Below are 13,695 nucleotides of genomic sequence, written 5' to 3'. Positions count from 1 at the left end.
GGGGTGTCTCGTGAGCACTGTCAGTCCCATCCGCCGGCAGTTGTTCGTCAATGGTCGGTACGTCGACGCGGCTGGCTCCGACACCTACGACGTGATCAGCCCCGCCACCGGTGAACTGGTCGGTACCATTCCGCTCCCCGCGCCGGCCGATGTCGATGCGGCGGTCGCCGCCGCGAACGCCGCCCAGCGGGCCTGGGCGGGCGTCAACGTCTGGAAGCGCGCGGAGATCTGTCACCGTGTCGGGGACGAACTCACCAAGCGCGTCGATGAACTGGCCCGACTGCAGACCCTGGAGCAGGGCAAGCCGCTCGCCGAGTCGGTCGCCGACATCGAGGAGGCCGCCCAGCTCTTCCATCTTCACGCGGAGGACGCCATACGCCTGCACGGCGAGACGTTCCCCTCGAACGACGGCCGCAAGCGGATGTGGACCTTCTACCGCCCGGTGGGCACATGGGCGATCATCACCCCCTGGAACTTCCCGCTGCTGATGCTCGCCGAGTTCGTCGCCCCCGGCCTGGCCACCGGCAACGCCCATGTCGTCAAGCCCCCCGCCAACACCCCACTGACAGTGCTGAAGGCGATGGAAGCCTTCGCCGCGGCCGGAGTTCCCGACGGCCTGGTCAACATCCTTCCGGGCGAGGGCGCCACCGGTGACGCGCTCGTACGTCACGCCGGCACCGACGCGATCGGTTTCATCGGGTCCTCCGCCACCGGCGCGAAGATCCAGTCCGCGGCGGGTCTGAAACGCTCGGTCATGGAGTGCTCCGGCAACGGCCCCCTCGTCGTCCTCGCCGACGCCGACCTGGACGCGGCGGCCCAAGCCGCCGTCTACGGCGCGTACTTGTGTGCGGGGCAGGTGTGCTGTGCCACGGAGCGGGCGATCGTCCACAGGGACGTCCACGACGACTTCGTCGCCGCGGTCCTCCGCGCCGCCCAGGACGTCGTGCTCGGTGACCCGTTCGCCGACACCACCAACCTCGGTCCGCTCAACAACGAGGGTGTCGCGGCGAAGATGGACCGGCACATGGCCGACGCGCGTGAGCGGGGCGCCGAGATCCTGCTCGGCGGACACCGCCGCAAGGACGCGCCGACCGATCTCTACTACGAGTTCACCGTCGTCGACGCCGTCCCCGAGGACAGTCTCCTGTCCCGTGAGGAGTCCTTCGGGCCGGTCGTACCGATCATCACCGGGACCGATGACGACGACCTCCTGCGCATCGCCAACGACGACAAACTCGGGCTGCAGGGCGCGGTGTTCACCCGGAACATGACGGCCGCGCACCGGTTTGTCGAGGAGATGGCCGTCGGCCAGGTCGTTGTCAACGACTCCACCTGTTTCTGGGACATCAACATGCCCTTCGGCGGCGCCGGCGGCCGGTCCACCGGCTGGGGCCGGATCGGCGGAAAGCACACCCTGCTGGCCATGACGGATCTGCGGACCGGCGTCATCAGCCTCTGACAGCACAGCACAGCACAGCACAGCACGGCATCGGCGGTACGGGCCCCACCGCGCGCATCCGTGGCCCCGCGGCAGTGCGGTCAAGAACGGTGAGGGGTGCGTCAGGGCTGTTCGGACAACAGGGTCGTCATGCCTTTCCCGATCCAGGGCTGTGGGCGTGTCGCCGGGGCGTGAGCCCTACGCCCCGAGCTGGGTGATCTGTGGCGACCGCAGAATGCGCGGTCCGGCGCCGTCCAGGCGGGCCACAGCGAGCATCGCGCGTCCCAGATGCTCGGTGCTGGTTGCATACCGGGGCGGCAGCCGGCGCAGAAGCGGAGAGAGCCAGGACGTGAGCCGGTAGAGAAGCCGGTACCAGCGCGTGCTGGAGGTCTCTCCGTGGACGGGCATGATCCATGCGGGACGGAAGGCGTAGGCGTGCATGTCCATGGCCATCAGGGAGTTCTCCGTCCGGCCCTTCACGCGGGCCCAGAACGCGCGCCCTCGTTCTGTGCTGTCGGTGCCTTCCCCCGATACGTAGACGAAGGTCAGACGCGGGTTGCCGGCGGCCACGGCCCGCGCTGCTTCCATGGTGTAGGTGTATGTGATCTTCTCGTACTCTGCCTTGCCGCGCCCCGCGGCGGATACTCCGAGGCAGTAGAAGCACGCGTCGGCCCCAGCCAGATCCGCCGCTATCGGGCCGAGGTCCGTGAAGTCCTGGTGGATCACTTCACGAAGTCCGGGAGCGCTCCGGTCGAGTGGCCGTCGGGTGACGGCGATGACTTCGGTCACCCCTGGGTCTTCCAGACATGCGCGGAGTACCCCTTGGCCGACCATGCCCGATGCCCCGAAGAGAACTACCTTCACGTTGAATCTCCTTCTTGATCCCAGCTCCGCCGGAGTGCCGGTGGGTGTCGCGTAGCCCGTGGGCGTGACACACAGCAAGGTCCGGCAGGCCGCTAAGGGCGCGCTGTCGTCGGTTCGCTGAGCCGACGGGCGGCCTCCACGACCGCCGCGCGGTGCTCTGCCAGCCGCTCCGGCGACCATGGGCCGCTCGTATCGTCCGTGTCGCAGCCTTCGGCGGCCCAGAACCAAGCCTGGGCGGCGGCGAGGACCATGGTCAGCAGGTCTTCGGGGCCCATGTCCCGGCGCAGGGCGCCGCGCTGTTGCGCCTGGGCCACTTCGGCGGTTTTGTGCTGGAAGGCGTCCGGTTCGAGTCCGGTGGCGGACGGGCGTTCCAGAAGTCTCCAAAGTCGCAGCCGCATGAGATCCGGCCGGGCGACGAGGTGGTCGAAGATCGCGCCCGCGTATCCGGGCAGGTCATCGACGTCGAACGGTACCGACTCGGCCCCCGCGGTCATCGCCCGTCGAAGAACCTCGTCGAACAACTGCTCCTTGTTGCCGAAGTAGGCGTAGATCAGCCGCTTGTTCGCCGCCGCGGCCTCGGCTATCCGGTCCACCCGAGCACCGGCGATGCCGTAGGCGGCGAACTCGGTGAAGGCGGCGTCCAGCAGCCGGGCCTTGGTGGCGGAGGAGTCGCGTGGCATGTCGCTCACCCTAACAAGTAACTATCCAGTTATTGACATCCGTCATCGAGGGGCTAGGTTTGTATCTATCCAGTTAGTTACAGAGGGGAACTTCATGGAACACCGCGCACTTGGCGGCCAGGGCCTGACCGTCGGCGTCCAGGGCTTGGGCTGCATGGGTATGAGCGTCTTCTACGGCGCCGCCGACGAGGCCGAGTCGCTGGCCACTATCGACCGCGCGCTGGAGCTCGGCGTCACTCTGCTGGATACCGCGGAGAGCTACGGCCCGTTCGTCAATGAGCGGCTTCTCGGCAAGGCCCTTGCGGGACGCCGGGAGGCGGCCGTCCTCGCCACCAAGACGGGCGTGGAGATCACCGACGACGGTCAGGTGATCGGCCTGAACGGCCGGCCGGAGTACGTCCGCCGGGCCCTTGAGCGTTCACTGCGGACCCTCGGCACCGATCACATCGACCTGTACTACCTGCACCGCATCGACCCGACCGTGCCGATCGAGGAGACCGTAGGCGCGCTGGCCGAGCTGGTGGCCGAAGGCAAGATCCGGCACATCGGCGTGTGCGAGGCGTCCGCGCAGACGATCCGGCGGGCCCACGCCGTGCACCCGCTCGCCGCGGTACAGACGGAGTACTCGCTCTTCGAGCGCGGCATCGAGCACAGCGGTGTGCTCGATGTTCTGCGGGGGTTGGGGATCGGCCTGGTCGCCTATTCCCCGCTGGGCCGTGGGTTCCTGTCCGGTGCCATCACCAGCCCCGACGACTTCGCCGAGGACGACTGGCGCCGCACCGACCCTCGTTTCCAGGGCAAGAACTTCGAGCGGAACCTCGATGTCGTCCGCGAAGTGCGCCGCATCGCCTCCGTCAACGACGTCACCCCCTCTCAACTGGCCCTGGCCTGGGTGCGCCAGCAGGGCGCGGTTGCCATCCCCGGCACCAAGCGTCGCCGCTACCTGGAGGAGAACATCGCCGCGACCGAGGTAACCCTCACCGACCAGGACATCGCCTCCGTCGAGAAGGCCGCCCCGCACGGCGTCGTCAGCGGCGACCGCTACGCACCCGAGATGATGGGGACGCTCGACGGCTGAGCCGCACCCAGCCCTCGGCGATCCGTTGGGCGGAATACTCTGGGCGAATGAGTGAGCGGGCGATGCAGGAATTGGCACTGCTGGTGCTGACGGCTCTGGCGGACGCACCCCGGCACGGGTACGCGGTCGCGCAGGAGATCAAGGGAATCACGGACGGCCGGGTGGTGCCGCGCACCGGGGCGCTGTACGGGGCGCTGGACCGGCTGGTCGTGGAGGGGCTGATCACCGTCGTGCAGGAGGAGGTGGTGGATGGCCGGGCGCGGCGTGTCTTCGCTCTCGCGCCGGAGGGCCGGGAGCGTCTCGCGGTCGAGACGGAGCGGCTGGCGGTGGCCGTCCGTGAGGCGCGGCGGCGGCTGGGGATCGACGGCGCGCCGGTGACGGCGTGATCGACCGGCTGCTGCTTCTGTATCCGCGCGGCTACCGGGCCGCGTATGGGCCGGAGATCGCCGACACCTACCGGGAGATGACGGTTGGTGTCGCACGGTGGGGCCGGCTGCGAGAGGGTGCGGATCTTGCCGCGCATGCCTTGCGGGTCCGGTTCGGTCTGGGGTCGGCCGATCCGCTGGGCCGTCTCGTCGCATCGGCCGCCCCGTTCGCCCTGGCTGCCGCGGGGGTGAGCGGGGGCATCCGGCTCGCACGCTGGTACGCCGGGATCACCGCCTCGCCGACACCATGGAGGGTGCAGTTCCGGATCATGGACGCGGCCGAGGTGTTCGGCCTGCTGTTCCTCCTGCTGGTGTGTGCCGGCGCGATCGTCGCGCTGACGGGGCGGTGGGCGGCAGGGGTGGCCGCCGCGGTGTTCGGGCTGGCGGGAACGGCGGTACTCGCGCTGAGCGAGGCCCATCCGAATGAGTATCAGTACCGGATCGTCGTTCCGGTGGCCGCGGTTCTCACGATCGCGGTGATACTGGCCTGCCCGCCGGATCTGCGCCCCGAACCGAGTACGTCCGCGGTGGCCGGGGTGATGGCGGGGGCCGCCTGGCTCCCCGCCATCGTCGTGGAAAGGGGCGTGGTCGGCTGGATGAGTACGGACTACGGCGGCTGGCCATTGCTCGTACTCGCCGCCACGGGGATCGCTCTCGCCTTGCGTGCACGGTCCTCCGGGCTGCGGGAGTCGGGTGCGATGGCCATGGCTTCGCCGCCGTTGCTCGCCGATGCCTGCCTCCTCAACTGGTACGACCCGAGGCCTTTCGCGGTCCTGCTCCTGGTGCTGCCGGCCGCTGCGCTGCTCACCTCGGTCGCCGGGAGGGTGCGCCGACCGCGCTGATCCGGCCCTGCCCCACTCCTAGCCGCTCTCCCTTCAAGGGGGGGCGGCTCTTCGTTGTGGAGCGGTGCCGTTCCGCTCCGGCCAGGGAACCCAGGAATCCTGGACATAGTCATTTCAACGGAATATGCTCTTCAGTGTTCCGTGTTGCATATGAGTCCCGGTCTGGCCCCGAACACACCGCCCGGCGTGCCGCCCGACGGATCGGCGGCTCGCACGCCCACCGGGCTCGACCCGAGCGAAAGAGCGCCCCCCGAAGTGCCGTTCACCCTGTCCCACACGGCCGCGGTCATACCGTTGCTGCGCAGCCCTTTCGTCCCCGCGGCCCTGGTCATGGGAACGATGGCGCCCGACGTCCCGTACTTCCTCCAGACCCTGCGCATCACGGTGACCGCCGGCGCCTGGTACGAGCCCTTCCTCAACGCCACGACCTCGCACTCGCCCACCGGAGCCCTGGCCGTCACGCTCCCGTTCGCGCTCCTCCTCGTCGCCGCGTACCGCCTGCTGTGGGGGCCGGTCATCGCACTGCTGCCCCCGCACCTCGCCATCCCGGCTCCCGCGCCCCCTCGCGGCATGGCGGAGAAGGCCCGCCATGCGGCGTGGCTGGTGCTGTCCGCGCTCATCGGCATCGCCACCCACCTTCTGTGGGACTCCATCACTCACGTCGACGGGTACGCGGCGGAGCGGCTGCCCTTCCTGCGCGCGTCCGGGCCGGGCGGTCTGTCCGTGGCCCGACTGCTCCAGCACGCGAGCACGGCGGTCGGCCTGGCGGCCCTCGGCGTCCATCTCTGGCGCCGCCGCAACCGGCAGCGCCCCCTGCGGTCCGACGTCCGCCCTTCTCTCGCGCGGGCCGCCCGGCGGAGCGCCACAGCGGCCCTCGTGCTGGCCGCGCTGCTCGGCGCAGCCGCCCACACGGGCGGCATCGACTCCTACCGCCAGGTGACGGTGGAAGACACCAGCCGTCCCATCGTCCGTGAAGTCAACGGCAAGGTCATCGAGGTCACTTACCCCACCCGGACGGAGAACGCCCCCTGGGTCACCGTCGCCGAAGGCGCGCTGTCCGACGCGGCCAAAGGCGCGGGCGCCTCCCTCGCCGCCGCCCTGCTCGTCTACGCGGCCGGCTGGCACCTCCACCGCACACTGCGCACACCGCGGAGAACCCGAACCGCGGCTTGACGTATTCCGATATGGGCATACGATGGCTGTCATGGCACGAGCAGCGACGACGTCGGACGCGTTCAACGCGATCGCCGAGCCGCAGCGCCGGGACATCCTGGCATTGCTGCGGGCGGGTGAGCGGCCGGTGACCGACCTGGCCCTGGAGCTGGGGATGAGCCAGCCGCAGGCGTCCAAGCACCTGCGGGTGCTCCGGGAGGTGGGGCTGGTGCGGGTCCGCGGGGCGGGCAAGCAGCGCCTCTACGCCCTGGACGCCCGCGGGCTCAGGCCGGTCCACGAGTGGGCCGGCGGATTCGAGCGGTTCTGGAACGAGAGTTTCGACCGGCTGGACACCTACGTGCAGGAACTCAAGCAGACACAGCAGGAGGAATGACCCATGGCAGGGGCAAGGCATGAAACGCGGGCCGAGCCGGCGACGGCCGACCGGGAGATCGTGATCTCCCGGATCATCGACGCCCCGCGAGAGCTGGTTTTCGAGGCGTTCACCGAGGTTCGGCACCTGTCGCGGTGGTGGGGTCCTGAGGGGTTCACCACCACCACGCGGTCCTTCGAGTTCCGCGAGGGCGGGGAGTGGGACTTCGTGCTGCACGGGCCGGACGGGACCGACTACTCCGAGTGGATCCGCTGGATGCGGATCGTCCCGCCGGAGCGGATCGCGCTGCTGCACGGTGAGTCCCGCGACGACCCGAACGCCTTCGAGTCGCTTCTGACCTTCGCGCCGGACGGCGCGGCGACCCGGATCGTGATGCGCACGGTGTTCCCCACCAAGGAACTGCGCGACGAGGCGGTCGAGAAGTACCACGCGATCGAGGGCGGCCGGCAGACCCTGAACAACCTGGCGGCCTACGTCACCGAGCTCGCGGGGAAGGGGGCGGAGGGCTGATGGCAGGGAAGGTGTTCTTCAGTGTTTCGCTGTCACTGGACGGCTTCATCGCGCCCGAGCCCGTGCCCGTCGAGGGCGAGCTCTTCGCGCCCGAAAGGCAGGACGACCCGGACGTTCGGCGTTGGATGGCGCAGTGGATGGAGCTGCAGCAGTGGCTGTTCCCGCTGCGGTTCTTCCGGGAGAACCTGAAGCTGGGCGAGGGCGGCGAGGAGGGTCCCGACAACGACGTGGCGCGGGAGACGTTCGAGCGCACCGGCGCGAGCGTCATGGGCAAGCGCATGTTCGACCTCGGCGAGCAGTCATGGCCGGAGGAGGCGCCCTTCCATACCCCGGTCTTCGTTGTGACGCACACCAAGCGTGACCCGTGGGAGCGACCCGGCGGCACCACGTTCCACTTCGTCAACGACGGCATCGAGCACGCCCTCGACCAGGCCCGTGCCGCCGCCGGTGACCGCGACGTCCGGATCGCCGGCGGCGGTGCGACGATCCTGGAGCACCTGAACGCCGGCCTGGTCGACGAGTTCTCGATCGCGCTGTCACCGGTGCTTTTCGGCGCCGGCACCCGCCTGTTCGACGGTGTGGACGCGTCCCGGGTCGCGCTGGAGCTGGTCCGTTCGGTGCCGTCGTCGCGCGTGACGCACCTGACGTACGCCGTGCGCCCGCGATAGCCGCGCCATCACTGCACTTGCGCCTGGGACCGTGTGCCAGGGCCCGGGAGCCGGAGGCCCCCAGGCCCTGGCCGCCGCCCGGGTGGTGAGTCTTACGAACGCTCTCCTGACCTGCGGGAACAGTGAACCGCAACGGGGGTACTAGGCGGTACCCACGTCGTGAATGGGTGTTCGGTGGTATCGGCCTGTCGACAGCGACCAGGTCAGGTTGCCGCGCATCCATGACTGCAGACCGTCCAGGTACCGTTCCAGTGCGGGTCCTGCCGGGACCTGGGGCCGAAGTTCGCGGTAGGCGGCGACTTCGGCATCGTGCATCCTGGCGGCGCGATCGACCGCCTCCTGGACCGTGCCACGGTCACGGCGGTGCAACAGCGTCGGCAGGTTGACCGGGTGATGGCTGCGGGCGCTCTCCTTCTCGTAGGAGTGGATGTCATTGGCCCAGCACACGACGTTGACGGCCTTGGTGGTCAGCGTCTTCACCTCCGGGCGCGCCAACTCGGCCGCGGGCAGTTCGAATCGGCCGATGACGTCGATCAGCGCCAGACAGGTCGGCACCGCGCCGGTGTGAACGCGCATGGCCATGTACTCCTCGACAGTGGGCCACACCGCGTCTGCCCTGTTGGTGGCCTCCCACACCTGGGCGAACCAGTAGCCCAGCACCGAGGCGACGAACCGGTCGACTTGCACCTGGCTGGCAGCCGTCTCCAGCCGCCGCCGCAGATCGCGCAGTGCCGCGGTGAAGGCGTCTTCCTCGTCCACCCGCGTCCCGGGGTCCTGGAGAATCCGCAGGAAGGACGCCAGGCTCCGCGCCATCGGACCTGGTTGAGCCCCCGCGTCGGTTTCCTCCGAGCGGACGTCGTCGAAGGCGAACAGCCACATCTGCCAGTCGGAGTGCAGTTGCACCAACTCCGCGTCGGCGTGCGGCGTCGTGCGGGAGGCCTGCCAGCCGATCTTCGATCGGCCGAAGCGGGTGCGTACAGCGGGGTCGGTGATGAGAGCGAAATCGTCGAGCCACCTCAACGAGGTGCGGTCGATCTCGTCGGCATCGGGATGGACCTGGTCGGGAAAGGGGCAGTGCAGCGGTGGGATCCTCAGCGCCGGTTTCATGACACCTTCCCGCCCGGCAACCACAACTGACCTGCTTTCAGGGGGTGTTGGTCCCTCCGGTCCTCGCCTGGGCGGCGGGCCGCCGCGCCGTGGTCCGCGTGATCTGGTCGGGATGACAAGGGCAAGGGCAAGGGCAAGGGCAAGGGCAAGGGCAAAGGCATGGGCGAGCGCTCGCGGATGCCTGATGGTGTCATGTGGCCGCTCCGTGGTCAGTGGTGGCGCGGCCGTGTCTGGGGCTGACGATCATCGGCATCTTGTCCGGCTTGGGTACGACCGCGGGCCTGGTGTGAATGGTGGTTCCGGGGGAGAGGTCGAGCCGGTGCCGGGCGGTGACGGCAGCCAGAGCGGTGATCAACTCCGCCCACGCGAAGGTGTCGCCGATGCACTTGTGGACGCCGGCGCTGAACGGGAGGAAACTGTCCCGCCGTACCGGCCGGCCGCCGGAAGGCCAGCGGTCGGGGTCCAGCCGGTCCGGGTCGGGGAAGACCTCGGGGTCGCGGTGCAGCGCGTAGAGGCTGTAGGCCACCTCGGCGCCCGCGGGCAGACGGATGCCGCCGAGGTTCACCGGGGCGGTGGCCCGCCTGATGAACAACAGGAAGGAGTGCAGCCGGGTGACCTCTTTGAGGAAGCGATCCGTGTAGTCCAGCGCGGCCACCTGCTCGGGCCCGACCGGCCCGAGACCCACGACCGCGTCGACCTCCTCCTCGATCCGTTCCCGGACGTCGGGATGACGAGCCAGCTCGTGGAAGGCCCAGGTCAAGGTGGTGGCGGTGGTCTCCACCCCGGCGTTCAGCATCGTCACCGCCTGGTCGCGGATCCACGAGTCGTCCATCGCCCTGCCCGTCGCCGGGTCACGCAGAGCGAGCAGGAGGGCGAGCAGATCCTGCCGGCCGCCGGGGTCGGCGCGGCGTTCGGCGATGATGCGGTCGATCGTGGCGTGCAGGGCGTCGGCCGCGGCGGCGAACCTGCGGTTCAGCGGAAGCGGTGCGTCCGACAGCGACGGTGGTAACACCGCGCGCAGGAGCGCGCCCTGGCCCACCACCCGCACCACGCGGGCGAGTTCGCGCGTACCGGCGCGGTCGAGGCCGTGGGAGAACAGCGCCTCGGTGAGGTTGGTGATCGCGAGGTGGTACATCGCCTCGTCGAGGTCGACGTGGTCGCGGGGATGCCAGGACTCGGCCAGTTCGCGGGCGTTGTCGCTCATGATCGTGACGTAGTCGCCCAGTTGGGTGCGGTGGAATCCCGGTTGCATCATCCGCCGGTCAACGCGGTGCCGTTCCCCCTCCGAGATCACCAATCCGTCACCGAAGACCGCGCCGGCGCGCTGGAAGATCGTGCCGCGCTCGAAGCTGCCGGCCTGGGTGACCAGGATCTGGTGGACCAGATCGGGGTCCGTCGCGAAGTACAGCGTCATCCGGCCCAGGCCGACACGGACCACCTTCCCCACCGTCCGTAAGCCGAGCACGAACTCCATCGGATCGCGCCAAAGCCGCCACGCATGTCCGAGCAGCGGTAGCCGGCCGGGCGCCAGCGGCGTTGCGGTTGCCGAACTCATGACGTGGCTCCTTCCGAGCGTCGGGGAAGGGCCGACCGCACCCCCCGAGCCACCTCGGAGATCTGCCCGATCAGCTCCACCCCAGGACGGACACGGCCAGGAAGGCAGCAGCGGAGCAGCGCCAATCGACACCCATCCGGCCGGGTCATAACGAACCCCTACGTACCCGGCTCGGATGACTGAACACCCTGAAGTGGCGTAAACCATCCGATCGTTGCTCTGGAACGGCCGCGCGAGCAGTTGGGCCGGCGGGCGGAGCGTGCCCGCTCGGCCCCTGCGGCATCGCTCTGGGAGCCGCAGAGTGTCGACCGGTTCGGCAGGCCGGGCTGGGGGAAACTGGCTGCCGGGGGACAACCGCCCGGCGAAAGAGGCCGCAGGATGACCATGGACGCTCAACCACCGCCCGTTCGGATTCTGGTATTCGGAGCCGCGCTGCGTGCCGGGTCCACCAACGCGCGGCTCGCCTCGCTGGCGTCGAGCCTGATCGCCGAGACCGGCGCCGAGGTCGACCTCGCCAGGATGCGGGATTTCGACATGCCGCTGTACGACGGGGATGTGGAGGATTCCGAAGGGCTGCCCGCCGGCGCCCTGGCCCTGTGCGAAAAGATCAATCGCTGCGATGCGTTCGTGATCTCGTCGCCCGAGTACAACGCCTCCGTCCCGGGACTGCTCAAGAACGCCATCGACTGGGTCTCCCGAGTACGGCCGCAGCCGTTCAAGACCAAGCACGCGCTGCTGGTCTCGTCCTCCCCGTCGATGATCGGCGGCAACCGCGGCCTGTGGGCGCTGCGGGTCCCGCTCGAACACCTGGGCACACGGGTCTACCCCGACATGTTCAGCCTGCCCCGTGCGTACGATGCCTTCACCGAGGACGGTCGACTCGCCCATCCCGGCTCCCAGGAGCGGCTCGCCGACACCGTCTGCGGGTTCATGCGGCTGGTGCGCGCCGATGTGGAGTTCGTGTGTCTGCGGCGCCGCTGGTACGAGTTCCCCGGCGATCGCACCGACGCGCCGGTCACCCACCGGAGCGAGGACTGACCCTCTTTCGCCACGCCGGGTCGGCGGCTCTCCGCCGACGCCGCCGCCCGCGTGGGCTTCACAACGCACACCCACGGCATGTCCAGAAATTCTTCACATCTCCTACAACCTTTCGCTCCCGTCCCCTGTCCCACCTCTGAGGGGCCACCAGGCCCCGCAGACGTGAACGAGCAAGGGGGGCACGGCCGTCGGCGAGCCGGGGGCCGCGTTCTTCCTACGAGGGGACGACTCATGCGCATACGCGCCTCTGTCGCTGTCATAACCGGCGCGCTGACCCTGTCCGCCGTCGCCGTCCCGGCCGCACAGGCCGACGGCGGGACCGGGGACACCAAGATCACCAAGGTTGTCGTCGACGGTGACAACAAGGTGGCCATCGGCACATCCGGACTGACCACCATCAAGGTCAGCGTGACGGCTACCGACAAATCTGGCATCAAGGGCGCCGATGCGTTCTCACTCGCCGGCCCGGGCTACGGCTTCGAGCTGACGGGCAAGCCCGCCTGCACCGCCGCGAACGCCACCACCTCGACCTGCACCGCCTCGGTCAGGATCGACCCGAGGACCGACTACCTCAGCAACTCCAACGCCGGAACCTGGTACGTCGACGCGTGGGTGGACGCCAAGGACGGCGACTTCGTATGGAAGGAGAAGGCCGGCTCCTTCTGGTTCCAGCGGGCCACCAAGTTCACGGTCAACGCCACGCCGGAGCCGGTGAGCAAGGGCAAGACCATCACCGTCACCGGCGCGCTCACCCGCGCCAACTGGGAGACGCTGAAGTTCGGCGGGTATGGCTCCCAGTCGGTGCAGCTGCAGTTCCGTAAGAAGAGCTCCAGCACCTACACCACGCTGAAGACCCTCAAGGCCGACTCGAAGGGCAACGTCAAGACCACGACCAAGGCCACGGTCGACGGCTACTACCGCTTCTCCTTCGCGGGCAACTCGTCTTCCGCGGCAGTCAGCGCCACGGGCGATTACGTCGACGTCCGATAGGAACGCGAGCCGCTCCCCGTACCCCCGGCAGGGGTGCGGGGAGCCGGCGGCGGTGCGGAACCAGTGCTCCTCCCGGGCGGCGCCCGTTGCGCGACGCGCACGCGAGGAGTCGATGTGCTCAGGAACGTGAGCAGGGGCCCGGAGCCGGGACAGTCCGAGTAAAGAGCGACTCCCGTGCGACGTTGGGGCCACTCGTGGGAGTTGTCCCGCTGATGGCTCAAGATCCACAGCGGCCGGATGGCAGGGCCGCCAGGGGTGCCGGAACCTGTCGCCGCGGGCCGGTCCCCGGCCTGCCACAGAGCCCCCTGACAGAAGGAGTCCCATGCGTGTCCTGTACGCGCGGCTGCTGCCGGTCCTGGCCGTGTTCGCGGCCGTGGCGGGCCTGGTCACCCTGGGTTTCGGACAGCCCTCCGCCGTCGCCTCCAGTGCCGCCGTCCCCCAGTCGTACGGCGCCGAGGTCCCCCAGCCGTACGGCGCCGAGGTCCGCGCGGCGGCCGCCCCCACCCCTCCCGTACCGGCCCCCGAGGCGCCGGCGCCCGGGAAGCCGACGCCTCCCCCCGTGCCCTCGACGAACCCCGTGCCCGCGCCGCCCCCGAGCGCCGACCCCTGCCAGTCGGTCAACGGGATCCCGGCGAGCACCGCCTGCTCCGGCGTGGCAAAGAATCAGGCGGCCAACGACAAGTGCCAGGTGGAGAACTTCCACAACTGCGCCCGGCCGATCACAGGCCAGGCGCAGGAGACCTGGCAGCAGAACCAGAACGCCCATGCCCAGGCGCAGCAGGAGTTCCACGCGGTTCGGCGGGAGCAGTCCGCCGCGAGCGGCACGGCGGAGCTGTGCCATTCCTCCTCCGGGATGCGGGACCGGCTGACCGACTCGAATGTGATCGTTCCCCCCTCCGAGTGGTGGGCCTGCTGATCAGTCCGCCGGGCCCGGCACTCCGTACCGGCTGGGCC

General features: G+C 69.5%; 15 protein-coding genes. 11 read left to right on the top strand and 4 right to left on the bottom strand.

All coding sequences use genetic code 11. The features are described from left to right. Nucleotides 1-10 precede the first annotated feature (10 nt). Nucleotides 11-1,459, top strand: a complete 1,449-nt coding sequence (locus M1203_RS24055) for an aldehyde dehydrogenase family protein (RefSeq protein WP_249951859.1) — start codon at nt 11-13, stop codon at nt 1,457-1,459. A 177-nt stretch (nt 1,460-1,636) separates the two neighbouring features. On the opposite strand, the gene M1203_RS24050 is transcribed toward M1203_RS24055, so the two are convergent. Further along, entirely contained in the window at nt 1,637-2,302 is a 666-nt protein-coding gene (locus M1203_RS24050) for an NAD(P)H-binding protein (protein ID WP_249951858.1), read from the bottom strand. A 92-nt stretch (nt 2,303-2,394) separates the two neighbouring features. Next, a complete protein-coding gene (locus M1203_RS24045; RefSeq protein ID WP_249951857.1) occupies nt 2,395-2,982 on the bottom strand; it encodes a TetR/AcrR family transcriptional regulator in 588 nt (195 codons plus the stop codon). A gap of 94 nt (nt 2,983-3,076) precedes the next feature. Between M1203_RS24045 and M1203_RS24040 the strand changes: the two genes are divergently transcribed. The 7 genes from M1203_RS24040 to M1203_RS24010 all read left to right on the top strand — a co-directional run bounded on the left by M1203_RS24040 (nt 3,077) and on the right by M1203_RS24010 (nt 8,051). Beyond that, nucleotides 3,077-4,060, top strand: a complete 984-nt coding sequence (locus M1203_RS24040) for an aldo/keto reductase (protein WP_249951856.1) — start codon at nt 3,077-3,079, stop codon at nt 4,058-4,060. Between the two features lie 47 nt (nt 4,061-4,107). Further along, complete coding sequence (locus M1203_RS24035) at nt 4,108-4,446, top strand: PadR family transcriptional regulator (RefSeq protein WP_249951855.1); 339 nt, start codon at nt 4,108-4,110, stop codon at nt 4,444-4,446. Continuing rightward, on the top strand, nt 4,443-5,327 hold the full coding sequence (locus M1203_RS24030; RefSeq protein WP_249951854.1) for a hypothetical protein: 885 nt from the start codon (nt 4,443-4,445) through the stop codon (nt 5,325-5,327). Before M1203_RS24035 ends, M1203_RS24030 begins: the two co-directional genes overlap by 4 nt. Nucleotides 5,328-5,477: 150 nt before the next feature. Continuing rightward, nucleotides 5,478-6,500 (top strand): DUF4184 family protein, encoded by a 1,023-nt coding sequence (locus M1203_RS24025; protein WP_249951853.1) that lies wholly within the window; start codon nt 5,478-5,480, stop codon nt 6,498-6,500. A gap of 31 nt (nt 6,501-6,531) precedes the next feature. Next, a complete protein-coding gene (locus M1203_RS24020) occupies nt 6,532-6,873 on the top strand; it encodes a helix-turn-helix transcriptional regulator (protein ID WP_249951852.1) in 342 nt (113 codons plus the stop codon). 3 nt (nt 6,874-6,876) lie between these two features. Beyond that, complete coding sequence (locus M1203_RS24015) at nt 6,877-7,383, top strand: SRPBCC family protein (RefSeq protein WP_249951851.1); 507 nt, start codon at nt 6,877-6,879, stop codon at nt 7,381-7,383. After that, entirely contained in the window at nt 7,383-8,051 is a 669-nt protein-coding gene (locus M1203_RS24010) for a dihydrofolate reductase family protein (protein ID WP_249951850.1), read from the top strand. The genes M1203_RS24015 and M1203_RS24010 overlap by 1 nt, the downstream gene beginning before the upstream one ends. Nucleotides 8,052-8,192: 141 nt before the next feature. On the opposite strand, the gene M1203_RS24005 is transcribed toward M1203_RS24010, so the two are convergent. Then, nucleotides 8,193-9,158: a hypothetical protein gene (locus M1203_RS24005; protein WP_249951849.1), complete on the bottom strand. Its 966-nt coding sequence runs from the start codon at nt 9,156-9,158 to the stop codon at nt 8,193-8,195. 190 nt (nt 9,159-9,348) lie between these two features. After that, a complete protein-coding gene (locus M1203_RS24000) occupies nt 9,349-10,713 on the bottom strand; it encodes a cytochrome P450 (RefSeq protein WP_249951848.1) in 1,365 nt (454 codons plus the stop codon). A gap of 378 nt (nt 10,714-11,091) precedes the next feature. Between M1203_RS24000 and M1203_RS23995 the strand changes: the two genes are divergently transcribed. The 3 genes from M1203_RS23995 to M1203_RS23985 all read left to right on the top strand — a co-directional run bounded on the left by M1203_RS23995 (nt 11,092) and on the right by M1203_RS23985 (nt 13,657). Continuing rightward, a complete protein-coding gene (locus M1203_RS23995) occupies nt 11,092-11,751 on the top strand; it encodes an NADPH-dependent FMN reductase (RefSeq protein WP_249951847.1) in 660 nt (219 codons plus the stop codon). A 231-nt stretch (nt 11,752-11,982) separates the two neighbouring features. Next, nucleotides 11,983-12,741 (top strand): calcium-binding protein, encoded by a 759-nt coding sequence (locus tag M1203_RS23990; protein WP_249951846.1) that lies wholly within the window; start codon nt 11,983-11,985, stop codon nt 12,739-12,741. Between the two features lie 322 nt (nt 12,742-13,063). Then, complete coding sequence (locus tag M1203_RS23985; protein ID WP_249952017.1) at nt 13,064-13,657, top strand: hypothetical protein; 594 nt, start codon at nt 13,064-13,066, stop codon at nt 13,655-13,657. Nucleotides 13,658-13,695: the final 38 nt, after the last annotated feature.

Origin of the sequence: Streptomyces sp. 35G-GA-8 (assembly GCF_023534745.1) — a bacterium.
GTDB lineage: Bacteria > Actinomycetota > Actinomycetes > Streptomycetales > Streptomycetaceae > Streptomyces.
Note: the sequence above shows the minus strand (reverse complement) of the source record. Positions and strands in the feature narration are given on the sequence as shown.

Bases quoted from the DNA above. Each gene is read 5' to 3' on its own strand.
- M1203_RS24045 (WP_249951857.1), bottom strand. From the start codon at position 2,982: ATGCCACGCGACTCCTCCGCCACCAAGGCCCGGCTGCTGGACGCCGCC.
- M1203_RS24040 (WP_249951856.1), top strand. From the start codon at position 3,077: ATGGAACACCGCGCACTTGGCGGCCAGGGCCTGACCGTCGGCGTCCAG.
- M1203_RS24035 (WP_249951855.1), top strand. From the start codon at position 4,108: ATGAGTGAGCGGGCGATGCAGGAATTGGCACTGCTGGTGCTGACGGCT.
- M1203_RS24025 (WP_249951853.1), top strand. From the start codon at position 5,478: ATGAGTCCCGGTCTGGCCCCGAACACACCGCCCGGCGTGCCGCCCGAC.
- M1203_RS24020 (WP_249951852.1), top strand. From the start codon at position 6,532: ATGGCACGAGCAGCGACGACGTCGGACGCGTTCAACGCGATCGCCGAG.
- M1203_RS24015 (WP_249951851.1), top strand. From the start codon at position 6,877: ATGGCAGGGGCAAGGCATGAAACGCGGGCCGAGCCGGCGACGGCCGAC.
- M1203_RS24010 (WP_249951850.1), top strand. From the start codon at position 7,383: ATGGCAGGGAAGGTGTTCTTCAGTGTTTCGCTGTCACTGGACGGCTTC.
- M1203_RS24005 (WP_249951849.1), bottom strand. From the start codon at position 9,158: ATGAAACCGGCGCTGAGGATCCCACCGCTGCACTGCCCCTTTCCCGAC.
- M1203_RS24000 (WP_249951848.1), bottom strand. From the start codon at position 10,713: ATGAGTTCGGCAACCGCAACGCCGCTGGCGCCCGGCCGGCTACCGCTG.
- M1203_RS23995 (WP_249951847.1), top strand. From the start codon at position 11,092: ATGACCATGGACGCTCAACCACCGCCCGTTCGGATTCTGGTATTCGGA.
- M1203_RS23990 (WP_249951846.1), top strand. From the start codon at position 11,983: ATGCGCATACGCGCCTCTGTCGCTGTCATAACCGGCGCGCTGACCCTG.
- M1203_RS23985 (WP_249952017.1), top strand. From the start codon at position 13,064: ATGCGTGTCCTGTACGCGCGGCTGCTGCCGGTCCTGGCCGTGTTCGCG.